At 35.8% G+C, this 24404-nt stretch carries 18 protein-coding genes and 1 pseudogene; 2 read left to right on the forward strand and 17 right to left on the reverse strand.

The features are described from left to right. Positions 1-355 precede the first annotated feature (355 nt). From G3567_RS00975 to G3567_RS00990, 4 genes are all read right to left on the reverse strand, one after another. The gene (locus G3567_RS00975; RefSeq protein ID WP_164003305.1) at positions 356-916 is read right to left on the reverse strand and encodes a cob(I)yrinic acid a,c-diamide adenosyltransferase; all 561 of its coding nucleotides are present in this window, start codon (positions 914-916) and stop codon (positions 356-358) included. A gap of 462 nt (positions 917-1378) precedes the next feature. Beyond that, positions 1379-3646 (reverse strand): inorganic phosphate transporter, encoded by a 2268-nt coding sequence (locus tag G3567_RS00980; protein WP_164003306.1) that lies wholly within the window; start codon positions 3644-3646, stop codon positions 1379-1381. Between the two features lie 398 nt (positions 3647-4044). Next, positions 4045-5328: an OmpA family protein gene (locus G3567_RS00985; protein WP_164003307.1), complete on the reverse strand. Its 1284-nt coding sequence runs from the start codon at positions 5326-5328 to the stop codon at positions 4045-4047. Between the two features lie 554 nt (positions 5329-5882). Continuing rightward, the gene (locus G3567_RS00990) at positions 5883-6218 is read right to left on the reverse strand and encodes a GIY-YIG nuclease family protein (RefSeq protein ID WP_164003308.1); all 336 of its coding nucleotides are present in this window, start codon (positions 6216-6218) and stop codon (positions 5883-5885) included. A 527-nt stretch (positions 6219-6745) separates the two neighbouring features. On the opposite strand from G3567_RS00990, the gene G3567_RS00995 reads away from it, so the two are divergent. Then, positions 6746-8278: a hypothetical protein gene (locus G3567_RS00995; protein WP_164003309.1), complete on the forward strand. Its 1533-nt coding sequence runs from the start codon at positions 6746-6748 to the stop codon at positions 8276-8278. Between the two features lie 830 nt (positions 8279-9108). On the opposite strand, the gene G3567_RS13515 is transcribed toward G3567_RS00995, so the two are convergent. The 11 genes and pseudogenes from G3567_RS13515 to G3567_RS01045 form a co-directional block, all read right to left on the reverse strand. After that, complete coding sequence (locus G3567_RS13515) at positions 9109-9237, reverse strand: hypothetical protein (protein WP_262887100.1); 129 nt, start codon at positions 9235-9237, stop codon at positions 9109-9111. A 137-nt stretch (positions 9238-9374) separates the two neighbouring features. Beyond that, positions 9375-10022, reverse strand: a complete 648-nt coding sequence (locus G3567_RS01000) for an acetyltransferase (protein ID WP_164003310.1) — start codon at positions 10020-10022, stop codon at positions 9375-9377. A 37-nt stretch (positions 10023-10059) separates the two neighbouring features. Continuing rightward, the gene (locus tag G3567_RS01005; RefSeq protein ID WP_164003311.1) at positions 10060-10671 is read right to left on the reverse strand and encodes a sugar transferase; all 612 of its coding nucleotides are present in this window, start codon (positions 10669-10671) and stop codon (positions 10060-10062) included. An 80-nt stretch (positions 10672-10751) separates the two neighbouring features. Continuing rightward, positions 10752-11000, reverse strand: a pseudogene (locus G3567_RS13430) (four helix bundle protein); the annotation flags it as partial. Positions 11001-11181: 181 nt separating this feature from the next. Then, positions 11182-12432 (reverse strand): glycosyltransferase family 4 protein, encoded by a 1251-nt coding sequence (locus G3567_RS01015; RefSeq protein ID WP_164003312.1) that lies wholly within the window; start codon positions 12430-12432, stop codon positions 11182-11184. After that, positions 12433-14295, reverse strand: coding sequence for a heparinase II/III domain-containing protein (locus G3567_RS01020; protein ID WP_164003313.1), 1863 nt, complete (start codon positions 14293-14295; stop codon positions 12433-12435). 8 nt (positions 14296-14303) lie between these two features. Further along, complete coding sequence (locus G3567_RS01025; protein WP_164003314.1) at positions 14304-16421, reverse strand: bi-domain-containing oxidoreductase; 2118 nt, start codon at positions 16419-16421, stop codon at positions 14304-14306. Beyond that, on the reverse strand, positions 16418-17506 hold the full coding sequence (locus tag G3567_RS01030) for a glycosyltransferase family 4 protein (protein ID WP_164003315.1): 1089 nt from the start codon (positions 17504-17506) through the stop codon (positions 16418-16420). Before G3567_RS01030 ends, G3567_RS01025 begins: the two co-directional genes overlap by 4 nt. After that, complete coding sequence (gene asnB / locus G3567_RS01035) at positions 17499-19373, reverse strand: asparagine synthase (glutamine-hydrolyzing) (RefSeq protein WP_164003316.1); 1875 nt, start codon at positions 19371-19373, stop codon at positions 17499-17501. Before asnB ends, G3567_RS01030 begins: the two co-directional genes overlap by 8 nt. A gap of 186 nt (positions 19374-19559) precedes the next feature. Beyond that, positions 19560-20633 (reverse strand): glycosyltransferase family 4 protein, encoded by a 1074-nt coding sequence (locus tag G3567_RS01040; RefSeq protein WP_164003317.1) that lies wholly within the window; start codon positions 20631-20633, stop codon positions 19560-19562. Then, positions 20630-21844: a hypothetical protein gene (locus tag G3567_RS01045; RefSeq protein WP_164003318.1), complete on the reverse strand. Its 1215-nt coding sequence runs from the start codon at positions 21842-21844 to the stop codon at positions 20630-20632. Before G3567_RS01045 ends, G3567_RS01040 begins: the two co-directional genes overlap by 4 nt. A 19-nt stretch (positions 21845-21863) precedes the next feature. Between G3567_RS01045 and G3567_RS01050 the strand changes: the two genes are divergently transcribed. Further along, positions 21864-22040: a hypothetical protein gene (locus G3567_RS01050; RefSeq protein ID WP_164003319.1), complete on the forward strand. Its 177-nt coding sequence runs from the start codon at positions 21864-21866 to the stop codon at positions 22038-22040. On the opposite strand, the gene G3567_RS01055 is transcribed toward G3567_RS01050, so the two are convergent. Further along, complete coding sequence (locus tag G3567_RS01055) at positions 22037-23041, reverse strand: ATP-binding protein (RefSeq protein ID WP_164003320.1); 1005 nt, start codon at positions 23039-23041, stop codon at positions 22037-22039. The genes G3567_RS01050 and G3567_RS01055 overlap by 4 nt on opposite strands. Positions 23042-23051: 10 nt before the next feature. Then, positions 23052-24404 carry a surface carbohydrate biosynthesis protein gene (locus tag G3567_RS01060; RefSeq protein ID WP_164003321.1) on the reverse strand — a complete coding sequence of 451 codons (1353 nt, stop codon included), beginning with the start codon at positions 24402-24404 and terminating at the stop codon, positions 23052-23054.

The following is a 24404-nucleotide window of genomic DNA, read 5'->3' on the forward strand; positions in this document are numbered from 1 at the left end:
CTGGTGAACTGGTGAACTGGTGAACTGGTGAACTGGTGAACTGGTGAAAATTTAAAATATCAGATGCAACAAAACAAATTCAGCCGTTAATAGTAGAAAGTATAAAGTAGTAGGTAGTGAGTAAAAAAACTGAACTGGTAAATAGCTGCTCTATCGAGTAATCGTATAATGGAATAGTGGAATAATCGGCAGGGCGCTTGAGGGAACGATGACGAAGACTTCTGGTTAACTAGTCAACTGGTAGACTAGGCCTTTGGCTTTTAGCCCTTAGCCGTTGGCATTCTGACCTTCCCTAAATAGCGTTGACCATTTTTTTATTTTTAAAATTCTATACTCACCACTCAAAAACTCACGACTACTTCCCCGTATCCGGAATCCACTTTACCTCCTCGGCGTTTTTCTGTTTGGCGATGCACCTTGCCAGCACAAACAAATAATCAGAAAGCCGGTTCAAATACTGCAGGACTTTCTCGTCAAAGGGTTCCAGATTGATAAGCGCGGCGCAGATACGCTCTGCCCGTCTGCAAACGGTTCTTGCCACATGGCAGTGCGACACAGCCGTATGCCCGCCCGGCAGCACAAAATGGGTCATTTCAGGCAGGTCCTCGTTCATCCGGTCAATCTCTTGTTCAAGGAACAGGATATCCGCTTCCTTGAGTTTTGGAATTTTAGAGGCGTTTGAAGCCTTAGCCGGGTCTGAGGCTAAAATCGCTCCCACCGTAAACAATTTCTCCTGAATCTGAATCAGGCCTTGCTTTGAGTTCACATCCAAATCCTGGTCTCTTACCAGGCCTAAATTGGCATTCAGTTCGTCCACGGTTCCGTAACTATCAATTCTTAGGTTATGTTTAGCGACACGCTTCCCCCCAAAAAGCGAGGTCGTGCCTTTATCTCCTGTTTTTGTATATATTTTCATGAGCACTTATTTATATTCAAATATAATCATATGCAGAGGAGTAGACTAGTGGGAGAAGCGGGGATTTTTTTTAAATATATTAGAAATTAAATAGTAGAAGTACGAAGTGGTGAGTCAAAACTAAAAATTTGAGATGAGAAGAACAAAGAGAAAAGAGAATAGAAGAAAGACTGGTCAACTGGTATACTGGTCTACCAGGCTGTTAGCCTTTGGCTTTTAGGTGTTGGCGTTCTAAACTTCCCTAAATAGCGTTGACCGTTTTGGTTATTTTTATAATTCTACTCACCTCTCAAAACTCACAAACTCATCGATTCCGGATTGCTGCGCTTTATCGAGTAATCGTGTAATCGAATAGTCGTATAATCGGCAGGGCGCTTGAAGGAACGATGAGGAGACACTGACGAAGACTTCTGGTTAACCTGTAACTGGTCGACCGGCAGACTAGTCTACTGGTTAACTAGCTTAAAACTCCTGTTTTGCCTCTTCGTAATATTCCTTAAACAATTCCAGCAGAGCCACAGAGGTTTTGGTTAGGGTTTTGGTCTCCAGTAAAATTCCGAAATAAAGCTTTGAGTTTTTGGGACTATTTTCCGTCTCGCGAATTCTTTCAATCTGCTTTTGAAGCAAATCGCTAATTTTGTTCAACACCTTTTTTTCGTTGATGATCAGCTGTTCTATACTGTCAAATTCTGAGGACTGAAAGGCTTTGATCAGCTCGCTGTAAACCTCATCCAAATCCCGCTGCACGCTCTTCAAATCGCGTATCTGACTAAATTTCAGGTTTTTGTGGTTGTTGCTCACGTGAGTATGGCTGCTTCTGGTGATATACGCCAGAGACTGGACCATATCCTGAAGGTAATCCAGCGTCAGGACATAAAATTTCGAGGCTTCCACATTGGTATCTTCTAGAGACTTGATGTAATAGAAAATATTATCTTTAAGTTTATTGATCAGCACTTCGAGCTCCTCCTGGGTTTTTAAACTTTTTTTAAGTCGGTTCAGATCGTGGTAACCCAGATTATTGACGACGTCCAATAACAAATCGTTGACCCCTGAGATGATCTTGACGATGTTTTCAGAAGACTCTTTGGTCATTTCATTGATGGTGATGATATCGGTTTTGTTGAATTTTTTGTGTTCGCGTTCAAATTTCACTCGCCTGGAGTGTCGCACTGCACTTCGTACAATGGAAAACAAAGCGATAATCAATAAAATACCAATGGCATAATAGGACCCGAACCAGATGATGAGCGACAGGAGTCCTGCAGCCGTAAACGCAATGGCGGCCGTCGCAATCCAGCTTCCTATGACATTGAAAACCCCGGATACCCGGTAGACCGCACTTTCTCTTCCCCAGGCGCGGTCTCCAAACGAAGTCCCCATGGCCACCATAAAGGTAACGTAGGTGGTGGATAAAGGCAGGGTATAGTTGGTAGCCAGAGAAATCAGAATACTGGCTAACACGAGGTTGACGGAAGCCCTCAGCAAATCGAAAGCCGGCTTGGCCACCCCTTTTTTATAGCCCAGGGCTTTTTCAGGAAAATTAAAACGGCTATTGATTTTCTCCTGAACGGGTTCTGAAAGCACCTGTGAAAAGGTCTGACCTACAAACACCGAATACCGGACCACGGTTCTGGATAAAGCATTGGGACGAAAACGCTCCTGACCCTCCCCCTGCCGACCTAAATTCACGCCCGTCTGAACGACATACTGGGCTTTGCTGGAAAACCAAAGCGTGACCACCATAATACCTCCTGCTATCACCAATAAATACACCGGGGTCTGGACTTCCCCAGACAGGCCGTCCATCAAAAACTGGGAAGGAAGCACCCCGGACGCAAGAAAAGCCTCCTGCCATAGCAAAAAGGCCTGCCAGGCCGCAATACTCACCCCGATAAAGTTGACTAGGTCATTTCCCGCAAAGGCCAGGGCCAGGGCAAAGGTACCGATGACCACAATCACTTTTAAAATATGTAAATGGAACACCTGAATCAGCACATTGGAAACCAGGGTCCAGAAGAAAAAACTGATACCGATAATCCACAGCTTGCTTTCCAGTATCTGTTCAATAAGATTTTGATCTATAAAGGTAATGGAGTTGGTTCCCTTCAGGAGGATGAAATAGGTGATGGCCGACAAGGAAACGCCGCCGTATAAACCGCCTATATAGTTGAGTTTACTTTGGTAGTCAAAGGAAAAAATAAGCCTTGATATAAACTGAACGATGGCACCGACCCCAAAAGCTACAAATACCGATATAAGAATCCCCAAACTGATTTCGGAGGCGTTTTGAACATTGATGAATTGTCTCAAATTCGAAAAGCCTTCCCCGGTTTCATAAAGCTTCAGCAGCGAAATGACCACGGCAGCCCCAAGGAGTTCGAAAACCACAGAAACGGTGGTAGAGGTTGGTATACCGATGGAATTAAAGAAATCCAGCAACAGGATATCGGTGATGAGCACCGCCAGAAAAATAATGATGATTTCATCAAAAAAGAAGAGTTCCGGATTGAAAATCCCTTTCCTGGCCACTTCCATCAGACCAGAAGAAAACACAGCCCCCACCAGAACGCCAAGCCCGGCCACGATCAGAATGGTACGCATGGGAACGGCTTTAGACCCTATTGCTGAATTCAGAAAGTTCACTGCATCATTACTCACCCCCACCACCAGATCGGCGATGGCGAGCAGAAACAGTAAAACGATAAGGGAGGTGTAAAGCGTTTCCATTCAAAGAAAATCAACCGCAAAAATGATACTTTCTATCGATCTACAGCAGGCTCTATTGTTATGAAATGATTAAGTTAGTTGAGGACTGCTGGCTGTGTCATTTCGGCCGAGCAGTAATCTTTGGGAGTAATAGTAGAAAGTACAAAGTAGTGAGTAGTAAGTAGAGAGTAGGAAGTAAAAAAAATGAGCTGGTGAGTCGTAACACTCTATCGTGTAATCGTGTATTGGTATAATCGGCAGGACGCTTAAGAAAACGTTGACGAAGACTTTGACAAAGACTTCTGGTTAACGGGTCATCTAAATTTGAAAAGAAAAATATGAACTAATCCTATTCATAAAATCAAAAAACCCCTCGGCATATCTGCCAGAGGGGTTTTGGAAATATATAGTATGATATTCTATTTCAATTCGAAAGACACACGTCTTGACAACTGTCTTGTTTCGTCTATCATATTATCTTCTGGTCCGTAGTTTACACTACCCCCACCTTGGTAAGATAATCTCGAGGCATCGATACCTGAAGCGATAACGATATCATAGATTTTCTTAGCACGGTCTTCAGATAATTTCATATTGTAATCTGAACCTCCAATTCCGTCAGCATAACCGGTTAACACTGCTTCAGCTTTTGGATATTCTTTCATGTATCTAACAATCTTGTTAATCGCTTCCAAAGAATAGAATTCCGGCTGAGTGCTGTTGAATCTAAAGTAGACATTCACGATTTTATCATTAGCTTCCGGCTTCACTTCAGCAATACCCGACTGAGACATGTTAAGCGCATATTCTTTAGTCACATAGGTTTCGTTTAATGTACTTTCCAACTCATCAGGAATACCGTTTTGATTCGCATCCACAGATTCTCCTTTGGTATTCACCGCCACACCGGCTAAGGTATTTGGCTCTCTGTCCAGATAATCCGGAACACCGTCTTTATCGGTATCCAGCATGTCACGCTCAATTTTAGCTAAGTCGTTTTCCAGAGTTGCAATACGATCTCCAAATAATTTTTCGTTGGAATTGTCAACCCAGTCTGCGTGCTTCTCTTCACTTCCTAAGTAAATGGATAGACCGGCAGTTACATTAGCAACCCAACCGTCAAATCCTCTGCTACCAGCAGGGCCATTACCATCAACACCGACTTGTTGCGAAACATTACCAAGAAAACTTGCATCTAAATTGAATGCGACTTTGTCGGATAATTTAATCTGAGGGGTTAAACCGGCAATAAATCCAAAAGCATTATCATTTCCTCCAATATCTGAACTAAATGTAGAATGCTGAACACCACCATGGGCCAGTAAATTAAATCGGTTTGTGAAATCATTAAAATTCAGGATCGCGCCCAAATTCAAGACACCTTCACCTGTAAAGGTCCACATATCTGTTGAAAATGGTAATGAATTATCACCTTCAGTTATTTCAGAATAAATAGCGCCAGCGCGTAATCCAAATTTTTCGTTAAGCATATAACGAACAGAGGCATTGTAAACCAAGTCTTCGAATTTGCCGGAATTATATTGAGGGCTACTGAAAGGTTTAGGCGTACTTAATAAACCTACCCCAAAATCTATCGACCATTTGTTATATTCCGTGTAAGGAGTGTCTGCTGTATCTTCCTGAGCATTCACTATAAACGTGAATAAGAAAAGGAATGATGTTAATAATGTAATCTTTTTCATAATTTTAAAATTTAGTTACAACAAATATACGGGTTTCAAATTAATAGCAATGTAAAATTACATTTAATTTTAACAATTATCCATTATTCACAAGTTATTTGACTTTTAGCCTTAGTACTTGCTCCTATTGACCTGAAGTTGCTTTGGGTTCTCCTGAATTCTTTTATTTTGTCGTTAATTCACAGCTTGTTCATAGGTGTATACGTGAAAGCGTTTAAGGGGGGGAAGCTTACAAAGTGGTGAGTGGTGAGTATAAAGTAAAAAAACTGACCTTCTAAATAGCTACGCTTTCGTGTAATCGCATATTCGAATAATCGGCTAGAGCTTGAAGGAACGCTGACGAAGACGTTGAAAACTGGCTGTTGGCTTTTGGCCGTTAACCGTTGGCTTTTTCGAGTGACGATAAATTTTCGGAAACAATAAAGTAATATTTTACCTTAGCCTAATGGCTTAACTTTTTCTTAAATCAAAATAAATTAGATGCTAATCTCGATAGCTATCGGGACAGGATGACAAATTTAAATTATGTGTCACCCTGAACATACCTGTCTGCGTCACGCGGGCAGGCTTGTTTCAGGGTCTGGGTCACTACCTAAGGGCTTGTATAAATCCTTCCAATCTGGATTATCTTGTTCAATCAAATTTATTTTCCACTGTCGGTGCCAGTTTTTGAGTTGTTTTTCTCTTGCGATGGCATCTTCTATATATTGAAAATCCTCAACATAGACCAAGCGATTCAATTTATATTTTGAGGTAAATTTACTTCCTTCTCCTTTGATATGCCTTTCCATTCTATCGTCTAGACCGCCAGTTACTCCAATGTATAATGTACCCTTAGGCTTATTGGTCAAAATGTAAACTGAGTAGTTATGAAAGCTTCGTTTAGTCATAAGTTAAATATAGTGAAGATGCTGAACTAAATTCAGCATGACAAATCTTGTGTTCAGCATGACAAAGCATTAATCAGATTTTTTTAAAATTTTCATTAATAATTTAAAATTCTATACCCACCTCTCTAAAACTCAAAGACTCACAAACTACTCAACTCAAGTTTGCTTCGCTCTATCGAGTAATCGAGCTATCGAATAGAGGTATAATCGGCAGGGCGCTTGAGGGAACGATGACGAAGACTAAGACTTTGACTTCTGGTTAACCGGTCTACTAGGCTGTTGGCCGTTGGCTCTATGACCTTCCCTAAATAGCGTTGACCGTTTTGGTTAATATACCTATTGGTTATTTTCACAATTCTATAATCACCACTCACCAATCAAAGACTCACAAACTCAAAGACTCAAAAACTAAGTGTCTACAACTTGTAATTCAAGATTTACCGACATACTCTGGTCTGAATGCGAAGAGAGGTAAGGCATTTAGGTGTATTCGTATATATTTGTGTCTGTATATAATCCTTTACGCTATGTGGAAAAGAATTCTCTTCACGCTTCTAATGTCAAGTGTTGCCTTCGCACAAAATTCCGATCAGGTTCCTCAATTGCAGCAGCAAAAGGGTTTTGGTCAAATCGACTTTTTATCCATCGACATGCCTGAAACTGTGGAGGGCATTCGTGAACCGAATATGGCCTGGTCCGGGCTGCACTATAACCTGCGTTTTGGTGATTTTTATACAGGTCTGGGGATTTATGGTTCACTGACGGGGCAGCGTGGCGGATTTTTCACTCTGGGTCTAAACGCCGGTTTACAGACGCATCTCAGCGATTTGCTGTTTATTGACACGGGCTTACACTTTGGCGGGGGTGGTGGCGCCGGCGCTCCCGATGGCGGGGGTGCTTTTATATTGCCTCATGCCGACCTAGGATTTCAGTTTAAGCCCTTTTCCGTGACGCTGGGGTATAGCTACGTCAACTTTATCGATAAAGGCCGGATTGAAAGCCATCAGTTGCATTTCGGAATGCAAATCCCTTTAAACTTTAACTATGCCACTTTCGACCAGATAGAGAAAACATACCCCTCAGCGGCTTTAAAAAACACCTCCTGGGATAAGCCTTTCAAGCGCTTTTCGGGGATGCTGCACCTGAATAATTTAATGGTAAGCGATCGTTCTGTAATTGCTAACGTGTCACCTTCTGCAGACAGGACTATTCGGCTTGTCGGGCTCGAAATCGATGCCTATCTGGAAGACAACTGGTTTGTTTTTCTGAAAGCCGACGGCGCCTACAGCGGTATACCGGCGGGGTATATGGATGTTTTTTTAGGAGGAGGCTATCACTTGAGTTTCAATAACAACAAAACCAACCTGCTCACCAAATTGGGCATGGGTGCCGGCGGTGGCGGCGGTGTGGATACCCAGGGCGGGTTTATGATTTATCCGGATATATCGCTGGAGCAAAAACTGTTTGAAGACCTTTACCTCGCGATTAATACAGGCTTCATGCTTACGCCCGACTCTCATTTTTCCTCCTCTACTTACGGACTTGGGCTAAAATACTACACCAACTTCAATGGCATTAGACCTAAGTCTGAAAGCAGGTCCGCAACATTTAAAGGTTTCGAAGCCATTTTAAAACAAGAGGTTTACGCAAATGCTCAGCGCACTTCCAATCCCACCGAAAACCTGTACCAGATCTCTTTTCAGCTGAATTACTTTTTAAACAAAACCTTTTATCTGGCAGGACAAACCTCCTTTGCCAATTTCGGTAATGCAGGAGCCTATGCCGAAGGGATTGCCGGTCTGGGACTTCAGTCGCCTTCTCTTTTTGGCAATACCATTCAGGTGTTTGGTCAGGTTCTGGGAGGCGGTGCCGGTGGCGGGAACATCAGCACCGGTCAGGGGCTTATTATAAAACCGGCAGCAGGCCTCAATTTAAAACTGTCTCCAACCTTATCCCTGAGAAGTTCTGTGGGATACACCAAGGCTTTAAGAGGGGATTTGGCCAGCGTATTTGGCAGTTTGGGACTGAGTTATAAGCTTGCTTTTTTGAAGGCGAAGTAGGGAGTAGTGAGTAGTGAGTAGTGAGTAAAAAAACTGAACTGGTAAATAGCTGCTTATTCGTGTAATCGAATATTCGAATAATCGGCTAGCGCTTGAAGGAACGATGACGAAGACGTTGAAAACTGGCTGTTGGCTTTTGGCCATTAGCCGTCTGCATTCCGCAAGAGCGGGAGCGAGATGGGCCTGCCTGCGTTAACTTGGCAAAGGCAGGGAATCTTTTTGTTTTCGATAGGAAAGATTATTCAGCCACCGATAAGATCCTATTTTAAATTAAAGCTGTATTACTTTTTACCATCGCCGTAAAAAGTAACCAAAAAGGTCTAGGCTTGCTAAAAAAATATAAGAAAAATCTACGAAATCCCCAGCCACAGATAAAAAATAACTCATCACGCAAAAGCGTGACTCAAACAGATTTTTATCTTTTAGCCAATCCTGCTTCCTTGATTTTCAATATTTTTTTAGTAGGCCAGTTTTAAATTCTTAACTGTTATTAATAAAAAAATCTAGATTCTTTACTATTCACTTTAATTCTAATTGTTTTAACATCGAATTGCCTGTACTGAGCGCAGTCGAAGTAGAGTGAGATGGAATGGGGAGTAGATATTAGATTTCAGATGTTAGAAAATGGAGAAAAGAACATAGAACAAAGAGGGATGACCTTCCCTAAATAGCGTTGACCATTTTGGTTAATATGCTAATTTTTTATTTTCATAATTCTATACCCACCAATCAAAGACTCACAAACTACTCAACTGACGTTGACAACTAGTTACCCGGTCTACCAGTCTACCGGTTTTCCAACAGTTCACTATTCACTACTCACTTTATTACTACATAAACGAATCGTAATACCACATACTACTATCAAATCTGTAATCGTCGTTTTGGGAGTCCTGAAGGGATTGGTCTGAAAAGACCTGGAGGGTGGGCTTGCCGCTTACCGGTTTGATGGCGGACACGTAGCCGGCAGGAATAAATAAAATGTGGTGATCCTCTGCTTTGAGAATGTATTCTTTTAGTTTGAAAAAAGAGATTCCTTAGTCTTAGAAAAACTCTTCCAGCTTAGGTTGGGCAGAGAGAATAAAAAGCATTCAGTTTATGAATGAAACTTGATGGGTTTTGCAGGAATTCCTACAGCGGTGCAATTTGCAGGTAAAGATTTTGCAACAACGGCTCCAGCACCAACAATAGTATTTTCTCCAATCTGTAATTGATTAATTATTTTTGCGCCTGTACCTACGTAAACTCTCTCTTCTATTATGACTTCTCCTGAAATGTTTACTGAAGGCATAAATGAGGAGAAACTTTTAATTTCAGTATCGTGACCTACTGTACAAGACAGGTTTAAAGTAACGAAATCTCTTATTTTAATATTACAAGTAATAACTGTATTAGCGCAAATAACACATCCTTTTCCTACTGTAACATCGTCTTTCCCTAGCCAAACATTGGGATGAATAAGAGTAGGATATTTGAATTCAAAATTTTCTAATCGTTTAATTATATTTTTTTTTACATCAGAAACTCCAATACCCAATGCTATTGATATTTTATCGTCCCTTTTTGTCAAATCATCAATTGAACCTAGATAGGGCAACCCATTAATAATGTTTGGTAAGTTACCATCATCATCATAGAAACCGATAATATCATACTTAGGTTTGGCTTCATTAATTTGATCTATCAACATTTTTACTTCACGACCAAAACCTCCAGCTCCTATAATTGCTATTTTACCTTTCATAGTTTTCATTATTAGTTTTCATTATTAGTTTTCATTATTAGTTTAATGTATCTCCTTTAAACTTTTCTGCTGTAGCTTGTCCTACCTGATTTATACCTTCTGAAACAAATACTTTTTTTATGGTTAAAAATAATATTTTTAGATCTAATGCAAAGCTTTGATTCCTGATATACTCTACATCCAATCTAAATTTATCTTCCCAGGAAATCGCATTTCTTCCATTTATCTGAGCCCAGCCAGTAATACCTGGTTTTACTTGGTGACGTTTTTTCTGTTCCTGGTCATATAAGGCCAAATACTCAGGTAATAAAGGACGCGGTCCCACTAAACTCATATCACCTTTAAGCACATTAATTAACTGCGGAATTTCATCTAAAGAGGTTTTGCGTACAAATTTTCCAACAACTGTTAAGCGCTTTTCATCTGGTAATAAATTCCCGTTCTTATCTGTTGCATCGTTCATGGTTTTGAACTTGATGATTTTGAATATATGTTCGTCTTTACCTGGCCGCTTTTGAAAAAAGAAAGGTTTGCCTTGATTAGCAATGAATAAGAGTATAGTAACTATATTAAAAATTGGACTCAGCAGGAGTAAACCTATCAGAGCAGCAAGGAAGTCGAAAAGGGGTTTTATGATGGGTTTGTACATTTGGTTTAGTGACTGGTTATTAGTGATGAGTGATTAGTAAGTAGTGATTGGTGACTAGTTACTATTTTACTCATTACTAGTTACTGTTTAGATTTTACATTTCCTATAAGTCCAGACAACATCTTAGAGATGGAAGCAAGCTTAATTTTTAGTTCTTCATTTTTGTTATTATCAATAAATCCAAGGTTTTCAGCTATAATGAGTTGTGTTTCTAATTCTGATGCACTGCCAAGAGCGATATATAAGAATTGAATGAATTCTTTCGGGGAATGTCTTGCTGCACCCTCTGCTATATTAGAAGCGATTGACACTGAGGATCGCCTAATTTGATTTGTTAGCTCTTATAATTCTGACTTTGGGAAAGTCTCAGTTTGTTTATAGATAAAGGTAATCAATCTAATAGCTTCCTCCCAAACTTTTAAATTCTTATGTGTTTTCATGTTTTAAGTGACTGGTAACAGGTGATTAGTCATTAGTGCCTAGTCACTAGTTACTGTACACTCATTACTATTAACTAATTAAAGCATTCTTCAATACATCTAAATATCTTTTAGCAAGAACTTGTCTGTCGAAGTGTTTTTTGGCGTACTGGTAGCCGTTTTCACCCATCTGATCGAGTTGTGATTTGTCGTATTTTAAAATTTCTTTAATCCCTTTAGCTATTACTAAAGTGTTTTCTGGTTCGAGGTACACACCGCATTTTGCTTCTTGTACGAGTTCTCTAGAAACTCCATCAATCAATAATAAAACAGGTTTTTTACAGGACATATAATCAAAGGTTTTATTGGAATAGATGGTTTTAAATGTATCTACTTTTTTCAAAACTGAAGCGCCCATGTCTGAAGCAAGTATGTATTTGAAAACTTCCGATTTCGGAACACTGTCTCTGAATATAAATTGATCTTGTAAATTTCGTTTTTTGACTTCAACAATAAGGTCTTGTTTTTTCATCCCGTCACCAATGAGCTGAAAAACAACATTGGTTTCTTTTAAATGCTCTGCTGCATCTACCAATTGAATCAAATGGTTGGCTACACCATGAGCTCCCACATAAGTGATGATAAACTTATCTTCTAGACCCGTATTTGTTTTAAAGGCTGGCGCATCAAAATCGCTAAGTAAACTTTCGGCTAGACTAAAATCGGCTGCATTAGGAATAAAAGCAATTTTATCGGTGTCAATATTTTTCTCCTCAATCAGTTTTTTTCTAAAAGCTGGAGTAAGCACGTTTATTTTTTCAGCTCTTTTATAAATAAAAGCTTCAAACCAATAGGCAAATTTAATAATCCATTTGTTGGTTAAAACGCCGGTATCTATAGCAGATTCAGGCCATAAATCGCGTATTTCGAATACAAAAGGCTTAAGTTTTAATTTGGATAAAACATAAGCGATAATCCCCACAAATAAAGGAGGAGAAGTGACTAAAATAACATCATAGGCTTTTCGAGTTTTAAACAAGCCTGCCCATATGCCTGAAAATACAAAAGAAAAGTAAGCCCATAATCGACCTATAAAATTGACATTGTAACTATCGGATACATGACAGCGGATCACATCTGTATTTTTATAAAAATCCAGATCTTTGTAAAAGTATTTACCCTTGTATTTTTCAGGTTTTTTACCAGTTGCATAGTGAACCATTCCAGAAAGCACAGTTACCTCATAGCCTAAATCTGACCAGTGCTTTACCATTTCATTAAATCGACTACCGCCTCCGTCATTTTTCTCCAGAAAATATTGATGAATTAAAAGAATGTTCATCTAAAAATTGATTTTTGTAGTAATTTGATTTGTTTGAGTTGAGAATTGTAGATTTTGAATTGGATGTTTTTCTAAATAATACAGTGAAGCTTCAGTTGAACTCATTTTAGGTCTTAAGTTTTCTGAATTTTGATCTGTAGCTTTTAAATTAAGTTCTCCGTTGATAGGCATGTGCCAAAATACTTTTGCTTCTATTTCTTTAAGTTTATCAAAAGAATCCGTTACTGTTAACTGACTTAAGTTAGTATTCAACGCAAAACTTCTAGTGTGTTTATTTTGATTATGGTCTTTATAAGATGCAGAAAAACTATAGATGCCTGATTTTTTTTCTAAAGGTTTCTTGATTGAAGTTTTTAGCCAGCTGCCATATAAGAATCGACTTATTTTAGGCATTTGTTCATGATGGTCGAATTGAATGGTATTGTGTGCTGTAACCGATTTAAATCTATCAGTTTCACTCCCAGAATTATAAGAATAAGTTCCAGAGTCACATAATATATTTTTACCATTAACCCATAAATCGACATGGAAAGCATCTGAGGAACTGGGTCTAAACTTATCTTGTGGTATGCGCATATATAGACTTAATTGCTCCTCTTTAATATAAAGAAATTGATTATCCAACACCCCAAAGTTTGGTTGATCTGATTTATACTGGGGAAAGTTTAAATAAGCTTTAGGATAACGCCAGTATAAGGCTTCGTCAAAGCCATCGTTATCTTGATTATTAAAAACTCTTTTATTTAAAAGCACTCCAAAAAAGAGCTGAGTTGATGGTCTGAAATCGCGGTAATCGCACTGATGAAGGTTTTCAAGCATGGCTCCATCATTTGAGCCTAAATTTGGTGGATTCCCTGCTGCATTAGCTGTCATGATCATTTGCCACTCTCCTAACCTTAGTAATCGTCCGTTCACCTGGTTAGAAAATTTTGGCTCATTATAACGTTGCATAGCATACACTACCCAACTGAGGGTGTCCACTACGACTCGTTGATAAGTCACTGATTGTTGAGCAAAAGTTCCTTTAGTGGCTATTAATTTTAAAATACGATTAATTAATATTTTACGTCCACGTTTTTTGAAGTAATTAAGTTTTTTTGAAGAAACGTTGATTTTCTTTTGGTTTAACAAATATGTTGCTCCTATGTATAATCCAGCTGCTTCTGAAGTTCCATGATTATTGTCCTGAGCAATCGCATAGTTAATGTTGCCTGAAATACGCTCCAGGTGCTCTAAAATCAGTTGTTGCAACGGTTGAGAAGCCTCAAAGTCTTGATCTAGAATTTGAGAGGCAGTCACAAGTTTCATCACTCGTATAGCCGTTTCTTGTCCACATTTCCAATTAGGCCCACAGTTTTTTGGATTTTTTTCACTCCAATCTTGTAACCAAACATTAAGCGTCATCAAGTACTTTTCGTCTCCAAAGACTTTGTAAGCACGAGCCAAATCCGTGAGCCAGTCGAAACGCGAAGGCTCCCATAAGATTTTGATATCCCCTGTATTCAAATCAAAATCGCTAAGCTCTGTCCAGTGCTTATCTGGGTTATTAAGTACAGAGTCCTCAAATGGATTTTGAAACCAGTTAGGCGGATTCCCCACCTCAAAGCTATGGTGATGGAAATAGTCTAAATGACTCTGCAAGGCAGCCTCTGCTCTTGCTCTTAGTTGCGACTTCCATTCCTCTGGATAATTGGATGCTAGAAAAGTACTTTTATAAAAATTTCCTCTTACAGGATTTCCCAATGGGAACTTTGCTTTTCGCCAGCCTAATTTAAAGGAAGTACGATACCAGAGCATATAAGCCACATTCCAATAGCCTAACTTGGGTAAAAGTGGAAATAAGAGACTAAGTTTTTTAAGCATTTATAGAATTACTTTATCTCTATCCATGCTTTTGACTTAAGACTCTCAATCGCTGCAAAACTAGCCTTAGTTGTGTTTACTAAACTATCAAAGGGTATAATGGCATTGCCTTTATTTTCAATTTGCTGGACCAGTTTGGTGAATTGTGCTGAATGCCCTTTGTCCATTTTTGATTTCATTTTACTAAACCCTTTAAAACCATAGCCTTTTAAAACCCGCCAATTATCTAGCGTAAGCGTACGTTCCTGAGAATAGACCTCAACCCGTTCTTTACTATAAGATTTACTTCCATTAGAAAAATAATTAATAACCCCTGTAGAGCCATTTTCATATTTTAATAAAATACTGGCATTGTCTGTGTTTTCCTCAGGATTCACTCCCATGGCATTCAAACACACCTCTGTGACCTTACTTCCTGTGAGATATGAAATCAAGTCAATAAAGTGACAAGCTTCTCCTACAATTCTACCACCACCTATTTTTAAATCATGTACCCATACATTTGCAGGTATCATCCCGGCATTCATAGTCGCGATCACATTTATGGGGCTGTCTGAACTTCCTAAAACTTCTTTCATCTTTGTTGCAAAGGGAGAAAAACGCCTGTTAAAACCGACAGTTAATACTGAATTACTTTTCCGGTAAGTTTCAATAATCTGATTCAACTCTTCACTAGTAAGTGCTAAAGGCTTTTCAACAAATATATTTTTATTAGCTTCCAAGGCTTTTAAAACCATTGGAGCATGTAAATTGTGTCTGGTCGTTATTAAAACTGTATTTACAGCCTCGTCTTCAAGCACAGTATCTACATCTGTTGTGCTTTTAGAAATATTGAATTTTTTGGCTAAAGCGGTTCCTGAAATGCCTCCGCTACTCACAACGCTGACGATGTTAGCCTTGGTTTTACTCAATTTCGGCAGCATGGTCATTTTTGTAAAATTACCAGCACCTACAATAGCTAAACCGTTATTTTTACGGTTGTTTTCATTGCTTTTTAAAACAACCTGATTGGAATAATTAGAATTGCTATAGGTTAAAATAGAAGCTATGGCTTTGGAAGTTCCGATTTCGCCATAAATTTTTTGGTAGTCTTCTAAAGGAATGACTTCTGTAATCAATGGTTTTACCTGAATGTTTCCAGAACTTATCGCTCCCAAAATAGTTTGAAAATTACGCTGCTCTGTCCACCTTACAAAAGCAAGTGGATAATCCTGCCCTTGTTGTTCATATACATCATCGTAACGTCCAGGACCGTAGGAACAAGACACCTGGAACGTTAATTCCTTCTCATAAAACTCAGCTCGACTCAGCTCTAAACCGATAACCCCAACCAAAATAATCCTTCCTCGTTTACGACTCATTTGAGCGGCCTGAGAAATCACTTCATTAGACTTTGTTGAAGCGGTTATAATGACCCCGTCGGCACCTATACCACTCGTTTTATCCATTACCGTTTTTACAGGATCATCGCCCTGCGCAGGATTAATGGTTTCTATACCAAATTGCTCTGCCAAATCTAATTTAGACTGGTCAAAGTCTATGCCTATGACTTTACAGCCATTAGCCTTAAGCAATTGAGCTGTCATCAATCCAATAAGACCCAATCCAGTAACTACAATGGTTTCTCCTAGAGTTGGCTGGCATAAACGAATCCCTTGTAAGCCTATAGAGCCAATTACCGTAAATGCGGCTTCTTCATCGCTTACATTATCTGGGATTTTAGCCACTAAATTTTTGGGTATAGAGACAAACTCGGCGTGTTGCCCATTGGAAGCCACACGATCCCCTACTTGAAATTCTGAAACATCCTCACCAACTGCAATTACCTTACCCACATTACAATAGCCTAAAGGCAAGGGCTCACCAAGTTTATTGAATACCGCTTCCAGGGTTGGTAATAAGCCTTCTGTTTTTATTTTATCCAGTACCTGCTTTACTTTATCGGGCTGTTGGCGAGCTTTGGAAATTAAGTTAGATTTCCCAAACTCTACCAGCATACGCTCTGTCCCTAGTGAGACCAAGCTTTTAGTAGTTTGAATTAATACCTGACCTGACTTTGCTTTAGGTGCCGGTACTTCTTCTAATATGGTGTCTCCTGTTTTAAAGGATTGGATGATTTGTTTCATAATTTTAATATACTGCTAAACTTAATTTCTACTATGCTTATAGAGTTTTTTTTTTGAATTGTTTGTAAAGCGCTTTCCGAATGTTTTTTTATTAATTCATGATTATCTAAATAATCTTCGATAGCATTTACTAATCCGTTGACATCGCCTGGATTAATTAATTTACCGTTTATATTGTGATTAATAATATCAGGTATAGCTCCCACATTTGAGGCGATAACAGCGCACTTTGATGCCATTGCTTCTAATAAAGAATTAGGAAGTCCCTCTCTGTATGAAGGTAAAATAAAAATATCAGCATCATTCAAAAGATTTATTTTATGATTTCCATAGACCCAGTCTAACATTTCAATCCTATCTTGAACAGAGTTTTCTAGTATAGCTTTTGAAAGCTTTTGAAACTCTTCTCCATTTCCTGCAATGTTTAGTTTATAATCACTCCTTTTTAAAATATTGACTGCATTGAAAATATCCCATACACCTTTATTTTTGTCAACCCAACCTAGGAAAAGGATATTGATAGGGGTCTTTATTTTATTTGTCTTGTTGTAATTTTTTGCATCAATCCAGTTATGAACTATTTTTAATTTATTTTCTGGTTGTCCCAATTCATTTAAAAAAAATGACTTCCAAAATGAACCTTGACAAATAATAGTATCACAAGATTCAAAGATAGATAACACTTTCTTTTTAAAACCTTGGTTTGTGATAATTCCATCAATTAAATGTCCAGATCTTGGAGCAATTATAGTGCGCTTCCCTAAAAACTTTGAAATCTTTAATACATAACCCTTTTCTAGAAAACTATTACCACTAGAACAAAATGCCAAAATAACATCAACTCTACAAAAAATGAGATAATAAAAAACCTTGATTAATCTCAAAATAGATTTTGAAAGTTTATTGAATACAGACCTTTTAAGATTTGTTGTTGCTGTTGTATCTACTAGAATCCAGTCAACTTTATTTTTTAAATCAGAATTAATTAACGAATTACACGCAAACATCTGTCCGCCGACATTTCCCTCTTTGCCTTTAGTCTTAAATGACCCAATAAAGAGAACTCGCTTTTTTTTATTATTCATTAATAGCATTGTTATTTAACCAAATAGCCAAAATCAAAACTTTCCATAGTAAAAAACCGTAATTACCCTTACCGTTTTTATGTAAAGTAAATAATCTCAAAACTTCATTTGAATCTATAAAGTTTGATACTTTTTTTGTTTGTATTTGTTTGCAAAAATAATCTGCTAATGATGTTTTTAACCAATAAGCGTATGGTACTCCAAAACCTTTTTTCTTTCCATCCAACACTTCATCAGGCACGATACCCCTTAAAGCTTTTTTTAATATATATTTTTGCTCACCATTTTTTGTTTTCAAAGATGAAGGTACACTCAACATAAAATCAGTTAAATTATTATCGATAAAAGGCACCCGAACCTCCATTGAGTTTGCCATTACAGATTTATCGACTTTTTCAAAAAACGTGTCTTTTAAAATTATTTGAGCATCAGTATAAAATAGGGCTTGAACAGAATTTTTCTCTTTCGGATACTGAGAGTAAACTTCTTGATACTTTTTGAATGGATCTTTATCTAAAACTTTTTCCTTAATACGCGAAGATAAAACTAAGAATGGGTTCGAAGATTTTGACTCCATAGTTAATAGTAATGCATTTCTCTTATACTGTTTTTTATCTGAAATAGCTTCTAAAAATCGCTTAAGCCTTAATAATTTGGTGTTTTCTGTTTTAGTTAATGAAATCAATGATGATATAAATGAAAATTTATTCCATTTTTTAGAACTACTTAATGTATTATACCTGCTATATCCACCAAAAAACTCATCTCCACCATCCCCTTGTAAAACAACTTTTACTTCTCCTTTTAGTTTTTCTGATATTAAATACAATGGAATATCTGCTGCATCAGCAAAAGGTTCATCATGACTTTCAACAAGTGATTCTATTACGCTAATCAAATCATTACCTGAAATTTGAATTTCATGATGCTCAGTTTCAAATTTTTCTGCAATTTTTTTAGCTAAAGGCAGTTCATTTATTCCCTTATCATAATCAAACCCAATACTATATGTTTTTAATTTTCCTTTATAATGTTTTGATGCAAATGCTGTTATCGCAGAAGAGTCAATACCACCACTTAAAAAAACTCCTACTGGCACATCACTTATTAATTGGCTTTTAACGCTCTCTTCAAGTAAAGAACTTACTCTATTTATTATTTGATTTTCAGTTAGATCATTTTCTTTAATTGAATTTATATCAAAGTATTTTTTTTCTACAAAAGTATTTATACCGATAATAATATAAGTTCCAGAATTTACTTCCTCAATCTGTTCGTAAAAAGTAAGGTTCCCTAAAGGGTTTCCAAACCAAAGATATTCTGATAATGCTTGATAATTTAGAGATAAATTTAAATTCTCATAAGCTTTTATGGCTTTAATTTCAGAACTAAACAATAACTTATCTTTATCTTTATAGAAGTACAATGGTTTTATACCAAATCGATCTCGACATAAATATAATAAATCGTCCTTATTATCATATATAGCCAAAGCAAACATCCCATTTAGCATAGTAAAACATGCGGTACCGTACTCTTGAAATGCTTTAAGTATTACTTCTGTGTCTGTAGTCGAATTAAATACATAACCAATCTTGCTTAATTTTTCTTTAATTTCTAAAAAATTATATACTTCGCCATTATAAACAATAGTAAACCTATCGTCATTCGTTTGCATAGGCTGGTTACCGTTAAGAGATAAATCTAAAATGCTCAATCTTCTATGGCCTAAACCTACATGACCTATAACATTAATACTCCCGTTGTCTGGTCCTCTATGAACAATGGCGTTGTTCATTCTTAATAAATTATCCTTTTCTAAATCAACGTTAGAATCAAAATAATAAGCCCCACTAATTCCGCACATTCGTCAATTTATTTATGTTTTAATCTTTTCTTTTATATTTAGCCTCAGGAATACCATTATTATTGAATTGGCTCAAACATTTTTTAAACACTTTTATACAATAATCGATATAGTTATTGCTTTGAAAAAATTCTCATGGAATAACCAAAATAAAGCAATATTAATTAAGTGATTTACTTTTATCTATCATTCAAATAGGTTTAAATAGGATGAGGTAACAAGTTCTTTATTAAATAGCTTCAAGGCTTTTATTTTATTTCTTTCACCAGTTTCAATAAGAATCTTTTTATCTGTTTTAATTATTTTTGAAATAGTTTCTGAAATATCTTTTGGATCATAAGGGTTAAAAAGATATTCTTTGTCAATAAAAAGTGGCAAATCAGAAACCGCAGAAGAAATCACAGGTTTACCTAACGTCATTGCTTCACAAATTACGTTTGGAAAACCCTCATGGAAACTAAATAAGCCTATTATGTCAGACTTTAACATAAACTCTTTTATTTTATTTGTTTCAGGTAAAAATTCAATAATATTTTTTAAGTTATATTTTTCAGTTAATTCAATCGCCTTTAAATAAGTTACGTCCCTTTTAGCACCATACCAGCAAATTGATATCTTTTCCTTTTCTTCATTACTTAATAAATTTACGGACTCAATCAAACCAATAGCATTTTTATAAATATGATGGCTTGCTGCTACTGTAATTTTTAATTTACTGCTATTTATTCTTTCTTTCTTTTTTTCGCCACACCATTTTTGATTATCAACGATATTATATATGACCTTTGCCTTATTGTGCTTAATTAAAGGATTAACTTTTTTAACAAGCTCTAAGTTATTATGAGAGTTTGCAACGACATAATCTGCAAATAAGTGAAAAAAACGATAAAATCTAAGTTTAAAAGATTTTAAAATAGCAGGGTTAGCGCTGCGTTCTCCTACAATTAGCTTCCATTTTCTATATGGAAAACCAGAAACAGTAGTTATAAAATTAGCTGCTTCTAGAAATGACAAAACTACATCAGCTTTATGGTTTCTAATGGCTGATCTTACTTTAAAAAAACGTTTAATGTAATTGGGTTCTAAAATAGTGTGTATTGTGATATTATACTTCTCTAACTCTGGTCTAAAGAAATTAATATTATGATATGTCAAAAAAGAAACTTTATGACCTTTTTCTTTAAAGCCTTTTGCCAACTCTACCAGCTGACGCTGTGCTCCTCCTGAGCCAAGACTATCTATCACACATAGAATTTTCATAAAAAAACTTTAAATAATATATAGATAACTAAGAGAAAGATGTAAGAGATAACTGATCTACGATGAATAATTGATTTTTTATATTCATTTAACTTATATTCTTTAACAAAAGCATAAATCAAAAAAATAACTGGATAAATCACCATAATCCTTCGCACAACAACGTTTGTAGAATTTAATAAAAGAAAAGCTACTACTAGAATTAAAAATAAAAAAAGACTTTTCGGTAGCTTCCTTATAATTCCTTCAGTAGTAAATGAATATAGCAAAAATAAAAATATGTAAGACCAATAAATCGTTACTACCCCTAAAGTGGTTGCTGTCAAAATAACAAAAATGTTTTGATGAAAATTAATTAATGCCCAAGGAGGGAGAGGTGTTAACTGCGAATTTACTGCTATTGCTAAATGCTTGATACCAAATGGTAAATCATAAAGTTTTGAGCCTAAACCACTGTCATTTAGCTCACTTACTGTATGAAGTTCATATCTATCTAAAGTTTCTACAGCTTTAAATAAATTTTTGGACTGGGTAAATAGTATAATTGTAATGATACCAACACCGAAAAAGATAAATACTGACCAATATTTTTTAACGAAGCTGCTGTATTGTCGATTATAGTATAAATGAATTATAAAAAAAAGTAAAATTATTAGAGAATGCTCCATTCTAAACTGAGAAGTTATCGTAAAAACAGCAAAAAACAAAATGCTATTTTTTAAATTAATCTTCCTGAAGGTAAGATAGATTGCAACACTAAAAAGAAATGTAATATGAACGTCCCTTAATAGCCATGGTGAAAAAAAAAGAATAGGCGTTAATAAAGCAAAAGTTAACGTATATCTCTTTGCCGTACTTTTTAATAAAAATTTTTTTAACAATTTAAAAACAAAGAGATTTGAAAGTATCGCAAAAAAAGAAACATATAGCGATTGTAATAATACCGAATTACCATCAAAATATTTGTTAGCAATAAAAGCTATTGAACCAAAAAGAAAATGCGCTCCTTCTGATTCAAAATGCACTCTATTTATAAAGCAAGCTTCAATAATTTCCTTAAAGGAATTCAACTCACCTAAGTTATTTGAAACGCTATAGAAATACCCTTGATCTGGATAGAAATAAAAATTACTATTTCCTAAATAACCTAGGTGGGCAACCAAACAATATATCAAGTAAAAAGGAGTAATAGTAAAGAATAAGCTATACAAGCAAGATTTTTCTGAATTGTTGGAAGAAATTACAGAAATTAAAATTGAAGATAATAATACAAATAAAAAAAAAGAAAATGCAATCGCTGTGCTCGATTTCCAAGTGAAAACAAATACACAAAATATACAAGTAATTATGATTTTAAAGATTATTGAAGATGAAATATATTTCACTTTTACTAACTATTTTTTTTAATTTATAAGGGACTCAATAATCCAGGATTGAGGGTTGAATTGTCCTTCATGAAAGTTTAAATCTTTGGTCCAATAACCTTCACAATTATCATAAGCTGCAACAGCGAATCCAAAACTGATTTCAACAATCAAAGATTTCTTATTTTTATCGAACACAAAATCAAAGGCTAGACATTGAGTTTTTAATTTTTTATTTACTTGAAATGCAATCTTTACACAATTTGTATCAATTTCATCTTTTGAATAAATGATCGAACCACTTCCTGACGCGCGAAAATCACCTTTCCTAACCATCCGCTTTAGTCCAAAAGCTTTATCTTTAATTATAATTATCCTGACATCTGAATCATTATTGGGTATAAATTCTTGAAAATACGCATAACCACTTTCCGTTGGCGCCTGTTTAGCATACTTTGTTGAAATGAGCATTCTACCGAAAGCCTTTGTCACTTGTTTTAAGGATTTAATACCGGATTTGTGTTTTTTGATGGTATCTAAAAAATAGGCTTTGCCATCAAATTGTTTGAAGCCTTTGCCAAAAGCTTTATTGATGAGTTTTATACACTCTGATTTAGTTCTTACCAATTTCACATTGGCGGCACCAGCGCCTCCTTTAAGCTTAAAAACTTTAGGATAAGTTGTTTTTAGTGCCCAATCCAGAGCTTCTTTTTTATCATAAAAAACATAACTTCTAACAAGTGGCGCATCAATGGCTTCTAGTAAATATTTCTGTGCCACCTTATCATCAAAATGCCAGGCAGTATTGAAATCAGGAAAAACTTTAATACCCGCATGCTCTAAAGCAAATAAGATTTGCTTTGCACATAATGTATCTTTAAATAACCCATGATTATGATGCCATAAAAAAGCATCACAATCAATAACTTGTTGAATTATATCTGAATCATAAGCATTGACAACTTTATAATCAACATTATTTAATTCACAATATTTAATCCAGCGTTTGGAAAAACTATTACTTGAATGATGTATAGCTATCATTTAACTTCTATTAGTCAATTTTTATAATTACAGATTTCAATGAATGTTTTTTTAGGGTGAAGTCACAATCAAAATCATTAATTTTAATGAGACAATTAAGTTTAGTTTGGATCTCTTCCTTCTTGACTTTTCCAAACTTCTGATTATTAACTTCTTTTTTATTTTTAAAAAATAAAATAAATTCTTTAACTTTTATTCTAGAACTATAATCTAAAGTTTGCAAATAGCTTTTAAAAGTATTAAATGATTTACTTTTATTTGAATAATGGTTATATAAAACAGAAGCTATGATTTTGGAAGATTCATTATTAAAATTATCGACAGTATCGCTCAACTTTTCAAACACTTCTTGTTGAATCTGGTATACATATTCATCTGAAATAATTTTTCCTACACTTGTTTTTAATTTATCATAGGTATTTACACTCTCACTTGCTAAAATTGGCAACCAAGCTACAATAGAATCATCAAGTAATGGAGTGTAACTTATGACAGGCTTACCGGCAAGTTTAGCTTCTATTCCAGTAGTACAATCATAATGTATCACACCATTAGAAGCCTTTATCCATAAAGCAACATTATCTTTTTTAGTTATTGTTATGTTTCTAAAGTCTTTAAAATATCTATTATAATATTCCTCAGACTCACTAGGGTGAGGTCTTAATACAAAATTGTAATTTGGAAAATCCGTAGCCAATTTTTTGATTGCTTCGATAAATTCATGTAATACCTCTTCAAAAAAAATCATTTTCTGCATTAATAATTTTTTAGCTTTAGAGGAAAAAGTAGGTTCATTTAACCAGTAATTTCTAAGAAACTCCTTACCTGCAGTCGGGTTTGCAGCGCTAAAGCTAGTATTTATAAGTATAAAATCGCTTTGTTTCTTTATTATTTGTTGTATTTGCTTCTTAAAAAATAAATCATATTTAGATTTTAGCAAATCAAATCTAGGCTCACCTGATATTATCGTTTTAGGGTCATATTTATAACCATGCATTTCAAGAATAGATTGTTTAATGTCTTTTCCGAATGCAAAATTATAATCCATATATTTTAATACTTCAGGATTGAAAGCACTCTCAATAGAACTTTTATTGTCTTTATAATATATGCCTCCTTCAGCGTGAATTAAAACCAATTTAAAATTTCTTTTCTTTAACTCTTTATACAGTTTTATTTCTGAAACAGATAAACTTTTAAAAAAATAAATTCCGGATTCATGTAATAAAGCTTCATTTCTTAATGGCCTACCAGCTCCAAAATATATTTTCTTAAACCCCTTATCTAGTAAATATGAAATTAAAAGTAATTTCCCATCAAATTCACGCGATTTGGTTTCATACTCAATAAATACTGTACTCAT

The sequence above is a fragment of the Psychroflexus aurantiacus genome, assembly GCF_010820555.1.
Classification (GTDB): domain Bacteria; phylum Bacteroidota; class Bacteroidia; order Flavobacteriales; family Flavobacteriaceae; genus Psychroflexus; species Psychroflexus aurantiacus.

Excerpts from the sequence above, each read along its gene's own strand:
- G3567_RS00975 (WP_164003305.1), bottom strand. The coding sequence starts at position 916 with ATGAAAATATATACAAAAACAGGAGATAAAGGCACGACCTCGCTTTTT.
- G3567_RS00980 (WP_164003306.1), bottom strand. The coding sequence starts at position 3,646 with ATGGAAACGCTTTACACCTCCCTTATCGTTTTACTGTTTCTGCTCGCC.
- G3567_RS00985 (WP_164003307.1), bottom strand. The coding sequence starts at position 5,328 with ATGAAAAAGATTACATTATTAACATCATTCCTTTTCTTATTCACGTTT.
- G3567_RS00990 (WP_164003308.1), bottom strand. The coding sequence starts at position 6,218 with ATGACTAAACGAAGCTTTCATAACTACTCAGTTTACATTTTGACCAAT.
- G3567_RS00995 (WP_164003309.1), top strand. The coding sequence starts at position 6,746 with ATGTGGAAAAGAATTCTCTTCACGCTTCTAATGTCAAGTGTTGCCTTC.
- G3567_RS01000 (WP_164003310.1), bottom strand. The coding sequence starts at position 10,022 with ATGAAAGGTAAAATAGCAATTATAGGAGCTGGAGGTTTTGGTCGTGAA.
- G3567_RS01005 (WP_164003311.1), bottom strand. The coding sequence starts at position 10,671 with ATGTACAAACCCATCATAAAACCCCTTTTCGACTTCCTTGCTGCTCTG.
- G3567_RS01015 (WP_164003312.1), bottom strand. The coding sequence starts at position 12,432 with ATGAACATTCTTTTAATTCATCAATATTTTCTGGAGAAAAATGACGGA.
- G3567_RS01020 (WP_164003313.1), bottom strand. The coding sequence starts at position 14,295 with ATGCTTAAAAAACTTAGTCTCTTATTTCCACTTTTACCCAAGTTAGGC.
- G3567_RS01025 (WP_164003314.1), bottom strand. The coding sequence starts at position 16,421 with ATGAAACAAATCATCCAATCCTTTAAAACAGGAGACACCATATTAGAA.
- G3567_RS01030 (WP_164003315.1), bottom strand. The coding sequence starts at position 17,506 with ATGAATAATAAAAAAAAGCGAGTTCTCTTTATTGGGTCATTTAAGACT.
- asnB (WP_164003316.1), bottom strand. The coding sequence starts at position 19,373 with ATGTGCGGAATTAGTGGGGCTTATTATTTTGATTCTAACGTTGATTTA.
- G3567_RS01040 (WP_164003317.1), bottom strand. The coding sequence starts at position 20,633 with ATGAAAATTCTATGTGTGATAGATAGTCTTGGCTCAGGAGGAGCACAG.
- G3567_RS01055 (WP_164003320.1), bottom strand. The coding sequence starts at position 23,041 with ATGATAGCTATACATCATTCAAGTAATAGTTTTTCCAAACGCTGGATT.
- G3567_RS01060 (WP_164003321.1), bottom strand. The coding sequence starts at position 24,404 with ATGAGTACAGTATTTATTGAGTATGAAACCAAATCGCGTGAATTTGAT.